Source organism: Amycolatopsis sp. cmx-8-4 (assembly GCF_046548675.1).
Classification (GTDB): Bacteria; Actinomycetota; Actinomycetes; order Mycobacteriales; family Pseudonocardiaceae; genus Amycolatopsis.
In genome coordinates this window covers 1-4441 of record NZ_JAEBDZ010000072.1, presented here as the reverse complement: position 1 = coordinate 4441, position 4441 = coordinate 1, and the positions used below count along the sequence as shown (strand labels likewise).

Genomic DNA, 4441 nt, shown 5'->3' with positions numbered 1-4441 from the left:
CCCCACCCAGCAGGTATCCGGCGGGGCCGCACATCAGGACAAGCCACCAGTCGCCTGGGGCAGCGAAGAAACGAGCGAACCCCGCCGGACACCAAGATCATGACATTGACGCGAAGAAAGCCGACGCCGCCTTCAAAATCTCATTTGCCCGCCGTAACTCGCGATTTTCCCGCTCCAGCTCGCGAATCCGCTCCTGCTCGGCACTGGTTGCCCCCGGCCGGGCACCCGCGTCGGCCTCCGCCTGACGCACCCACTTGCGCAGCGTCTCGCTCGACACGTTCACCTTCGCCGCAACCGAGCAGATCGCTTCCCACTGCGACCCGTACTGCCCTGCCTGCTCAAACACCAACGCAACCGCACGTTCCCGCAGCTCAGGCGAGTACTTCGTCCTCCGGGCCATGATCTACATCCTCACTCACACGAGGAGCCTCCATCAAACCCGGGGCGGTTCAGCGCTTGACCTGCGTGCTGGGCGGGTCCTGGTGGATCTGGCGTGCGGTCGCGGCGGGTACGGGCTGGAGATCGCGCGACGCAGTGGTTGCCGGGTTGTCGGGATTGACTTCTCAAGGGTCGCGATCGAGCACGCCCGGCGCCGGGCGCGGGCGTTGGGGGCTGGCGGATCGAGCTGACTTCCGGGTGGGTGAGCTGACCGCCACGGGGCTGAGCACGGCGTCGGCCGACGCGGTGCTCGTCGTTGATTCCATCCAGTTCGCCGAGCCGCTGCCGGACGCGTTGCGGGAGTGTCGTCGAATTCTTCTCCCCGGCGGACGTGTGGTCGTCACGTGCTGGGAGGCCCTCGATGCGGACGACGGGCGGTTGTCGCCGCGACTGCGGCAGATGGATCTTGGTCGGCAATTGCCGCGCGCCGGTTTCGTGGATGCCGAGGTCGTCGACAGACCGGCGTGGCGTCTGGCCGAGCAAGCGCTGTCGCAGGAAGCCCTCACGGTCGAGGTCGGCGACGACCTTGCGGTGCGGTCGATGCAGGAGGAGGCGCAACGCGTGCTGGCCACCTTCGACGGGTTGCGTCGGGTTCTGGCCACGGCACGCGCACCTCGCTGAGCTCAGGCGTCGCCGCCGTAGTCAGCCCGCATCCGAAATCGCACCTGTCTTCCACGTGTTGCCGTGGCAACTCGAGCACCATCGGCATGAAAGTGCGTCGCGCTGATCAACTCGTGGGTGGAAGCCAGTCTTCTGTCTCGCGGTGGCGGCCAAGCCCGACGGCATCGAACTCATCGAAGTGCTCGCCCTTGACCACTCCAAGTCGTCGGAGCGCCCGGGAGATGGGGCTGCCCTCGGCCGGGGTCGGCTTTCCTTCGGCCAGTTGCAAGGGACCGAGCACCACCTGACCACGGTCCCATACCTGCGCCGACTGGGTCCCGGTCCCACCGAAGTAGTCAGCTTCGACGTAGGTGATGGGACCGTCCGTTGAACAAGCGGCCAAGGCGTGACCGAACCCGACGGGTGCGCTCCAGAACCCATCGAGCCCGGCCGCTCCGGCGACGGTGACCGCCTCGGACAACGCGTCGGTCATCGGCAGGAAGAAGAAGTGCTGGCCGAGCGGAACGATACGTGCGTTTTCCACCGCGCTCGCCAACGTCCAGAGCACAGGCTCGGTGGAGATGGCCCCCTGCAGTTGATATCCCATGTCCACATCCTCGTTCCAACCTGATCACCCGGGTCTGCGGGCCTCCGGATATCGAAGGGACCCGGCTTGTCGGCCGGTTGCAGTGATTACGCGCTCTTCGGCCGTTGAGGGGTGCGTTCTGCCCGTCGCTTGGTGGGGGTGGGCAGCCAGTTCGAGCCCGGGCCAGGTCTGGGGAACACACGCCTCGACGGGAGGTGTCGGTGTTCCCGCATCACCGCGCTCATCGGCATGACCGGACGTCGGCGCGCGGTCAGCGGCAGAAGCGGATGTTCGATGCGGGTCCAACCTCGGTTTCACGGCCGACCGGCTCGTGGGCGGTCGTTGGTCGCGCGGGTCGGGGTGGCCTGACGGGAAGTGCTGAGGGGTTGACACCGGAAAGTGTGAGTGGTTTATTACTCACATGGCAGCGACGGGACGGGTGCTCGGCACCGCGGAGGAACGCAGGGAAGTGGTGCTCAGCACCGCGGTCGGCAGCTTCGCGGCCCGTGGCTACTACGGCACCAACACCACCGAGGTGGCGAAGCGGGCGGGCATCTCGCAGGCCTATGTCTATCGCCTGTTCCCCAACAAGGAGGCGTTGTTCGTCGCGGTCGTCGAGCATACTTTCGACCTCGTGCGGGACAGCTTCGCTAGGGGAGCGGCCAAGGCGCGCGGCAGCGAGCCGCACGAGGTGCTGATGGCGATGGGCGACGAGTACGCCCGGCTCATCGCCGACCCAGACCTGCTGCTGGTCCAGGTGCACGCCCAGGCGGCAGCGGCGTCCGAGCCCGCGGTGCGCGAGGTGGTGCGGCGCAGCTACGCCAGGACCGTCGAGTACGTGCGCAGCGTTTCCGGCGCGGACGCCGGCGCGGTCCAGGACTTCATGGCCAGGGGGGCGTTGTGCCACCTGGTGGTGGCGATCGGCGCCACCGAGGTCGACGCGCCGTGGGCGAACACGCTCTCGGCGGGCCTGCGCCACTACTGAGCTCCGTCGCCAACCGAGTTTTCGCTGCGAGAACGGCCGGGTCGTGCGGCCCTTTCTTTCACACCAAGTGTGAGTGGTGAATCACTCAGTCAGAGGAGAAGTCATGACCCAGAAACTGCACGTCGTCCTCGGCACCGGACCCGTCGGCCTGACCCTCGCCGAGCGGCTCGTCGCCCAGGGCAACCAGGTGCGCACGGTGAACCGGTCCGGCGGAGGAGAACAGATCGCCGGTTCGGTGCGGGTCGCCGCCGACGTGACCGACCGGGTCAAGCTCGCCGAGATCGTCGAGGGCGCCGACGTCGTCTACAACTGCACGCACGTGCCGTACCAGCTGCAGCCGCAGGTACTGCCGGTGATCCAGGACGCGCTGCTCGACGTCGTCGGCCGCAGCGGCGCGAAGCTGGTCACCGTCGAGACGCTCAACCAGTACGGCCCGACCGGCGGGGTGCCGATGACCGAGCGGACGCCGCTCGCCGCGCCAGGTCCCAAAGGCAAGACGCGCGCCGCGATCACCGAACGGTACCTGGCCGCGCACGAGCGTGGGGACGTCCGCGTCGCGCTCGGCATGGCGGCCGACTTCTTCGGCCCGCGCGTTCTGCTGTCCTCGCTGGGCGTGTCGGTGTTCCCGGCCGCGCTGGCCGGCGCGACCAGGCTCGGGCTGGGCGACATCGACCTGCCGAAGAGCTACACCTACGTGCCTGACCTCGCCGCCGGGCTCGCCGTGCTCGGCTCCGACGAACGCGCACTCGGCAGGCTGTGGCACCTGCCCGTCGACGGCCCGTACACGACCCGGCAGATCCACGACATCATCGGCGACCTGACCGGCGAGCCGACGCAGATCACGGTGCAGCGCGAGGCGGAGCCGTTCGGCCCGTACGACGAGGAGTTCATGGCCGAGTACCGCGAACTCTTCTACTGGCACACCGAGCCGTTCGTCATGGACGACTCGCTCTACACCAGCACTTTCGGTGCCCGCGCCACCCCGATGCGCGACGCGCTCGCCACGACCCTCGACTGGTTCGCCCACTCCGTCCAGGAAGGACAGTGACCGTGCAGACCCTGTACACCACCGAAGTGACCTCCAGCGGTGACGGCCGCAACGGCAAGGTCCGCTCCAGCGACGGCCTGCTGGACACCGCACTCGCGCTCCCCAAGGAAGCGGGCGGCTCCGGCACGGCGACCAACCCCGAGCAGTTGTTCGGCGCGGGCTACTCGGCCTGCTTCCACAGCGCGTTGCGGCTGGTCGCCAGGGAACGCAAGATCAAGCTGTCCGGCGACACGATCCTCGCGCGGGTGAGCCTCGCCCAGGACGAGGCCGGGTTCCTGCTCGACGTCGAGCTGACCGTCTCACTCCCCGGGCTGTCGCAGGCGGACGCCGAGTCGCTGGCCAGGGACGCCCACGGGCGCTGCCCGTACTCACGGGCGATCCGCGGCAACATCGACGTCATGCTGCGCGTCGCTGTCTGACCGGCAGGCTCCGGCATAGCGCCCAACACACAGTGCGGCGACCGTCGCGTCGACGGTCGCCGCACTGGCATCTGTCAGAACCCGGCGCTTCCGGTCGGCTGCAAGATGTCTGGCTCCCCTGTCCCGTCGGTCATCGTGGCAGGAGACGTTCGCCGGCCGACTCTGGCGCCGAACGTCCGCTCATCGGCATGAGTGGGCGTTGACTGTTCGGTGAAAGCGCTCTGCACGGTACGTCGGGGCCTAGTGTGTCGCGTCGTAAATTCGTGAGTTAAGTGGGTAGTATGGGGATATGTCGAGAACCGGGCGTCCGAAGGCTGAGCTGGTGTTGGCTGATGTCGAGCGTGAGCAGTTGATTCGCTGGTCGC

The 4441-nt window shown here is 67.9% G+C and carries 6 protein-coding genes and 1 pseudogene; 5 read left to right on the top strand and 2 right to left on the bottom strand.

Translation table 11 applies throughout. From position 1 onward, the window contains the following. Positions 1-112: 112 nt before the first annotated feature. Positions 113-400 (bottom strand): annotated as a pseudogene (locus tag ACLJQZ_RS48350) (transposase); the annotation flags it as partial. Between ACLJQZ_RS48350 and ACLJQZ_RS48345 the strand changes: the two are divergent. Together ACLJQZ_RS48345 and ACLJQZ_RS48340 are read left to right on the top strand one after the other, a co-directional pair. Further along, on the top strand, positions 399-629 hold the full coding sequence (locus ACLJQZ_RS48345; protein ID WP_410628466.1) for an SAM-dependent methyltransferase: 231 nt from the start codon (positions 399-401) through the stop codon (positions 627-629). The pseudogene ACLJQZ_RS48350 and the gene ACLJQZ_RS48345 overlap by 2 nt on opposite strands. A gap of 7 nt (positions 630-636) precedes the next feature. Further along, the gene (locus ACLJQZ_RS48340) at positions 637-1059 is read left to right on the top strand and encodes a class I SAM-dependent methyltransferase (RefSeq protein ID WP_410628464.1); all 423 of its coding nucleotides are present in this window, start codon (positions 637-639) and stop codon (positions 1057-1059) included. A gap of 106 nt (positions 1060-1165) precedes the next feature. On the opposite strand, the gene ACLJQZ_RS48335 is transcribed toward ACLJQZ_RS48340, so the two are convergent. Then, positions 1166-1645 (bottom strand): hypothetical protein, encoded by a 480-nt coding sequence (locus ACLJQZ_RS48335; protein WP_410628463.1) that lies wholly within the window; start codon positions 1643-1645, stop codon positions 1166-1168. A 400-nt stretch (positions 1646-2045) separates the two neighbouring features. Here ACLJQZ_RS48335 and ACLJQZ_RS48330 point away from each other — a divergent pair, with 400 nt between their 5' ends. The 3 genes from ACLJQZ_RS48330 to ACLJQZ_RS48320 all read left to right on the top strand — a co-directional run bounded on the left by ACLJQZ_RS48330 (position 2046) and on the right by ACLJQZ_RS48320 (position 4076). Further along, positions 2046-2609 carry a TetR/AcrR family transcriptional regulator gene (locus ACLJQZ_RS48330; RefSeq protein ID WP_410628461.1) on the top strand — a complete coding sequence of 188 codons (564 nt, stop codon included), beginning with the start codon at positions 2046-2048 and terminating at the stop codon, positions 2607-2609. Positions 2610-2712: 103 nt separating this feature from the next. Beyond that, positions 2713-3657 (top strand): NAD-dependent epimerase/dehydratase family protein, encoded by a 945-nt coding sequence (locus tag ACLJQZ_RS48325; protein WP_410628459.1) that lies wholly within the window; start codon positions 2713-2715, stop codon positions 3655-3657. A gap of 2 nt (positions 3658-3659) precedes the next feature. Beyond that, positions 3660-4076, top strand: a complete 417-nt coding sequence (locus tag ACLJQZ_RS48320; protein ID WP_410628468.1) for an organic hydroperoxide resistance protein — start codon at positions 3660-3662, stop codon at positions 4074-4076. The last annotated feature ends 365 nt before the right edge of the window (positions 4077-4441 follow it).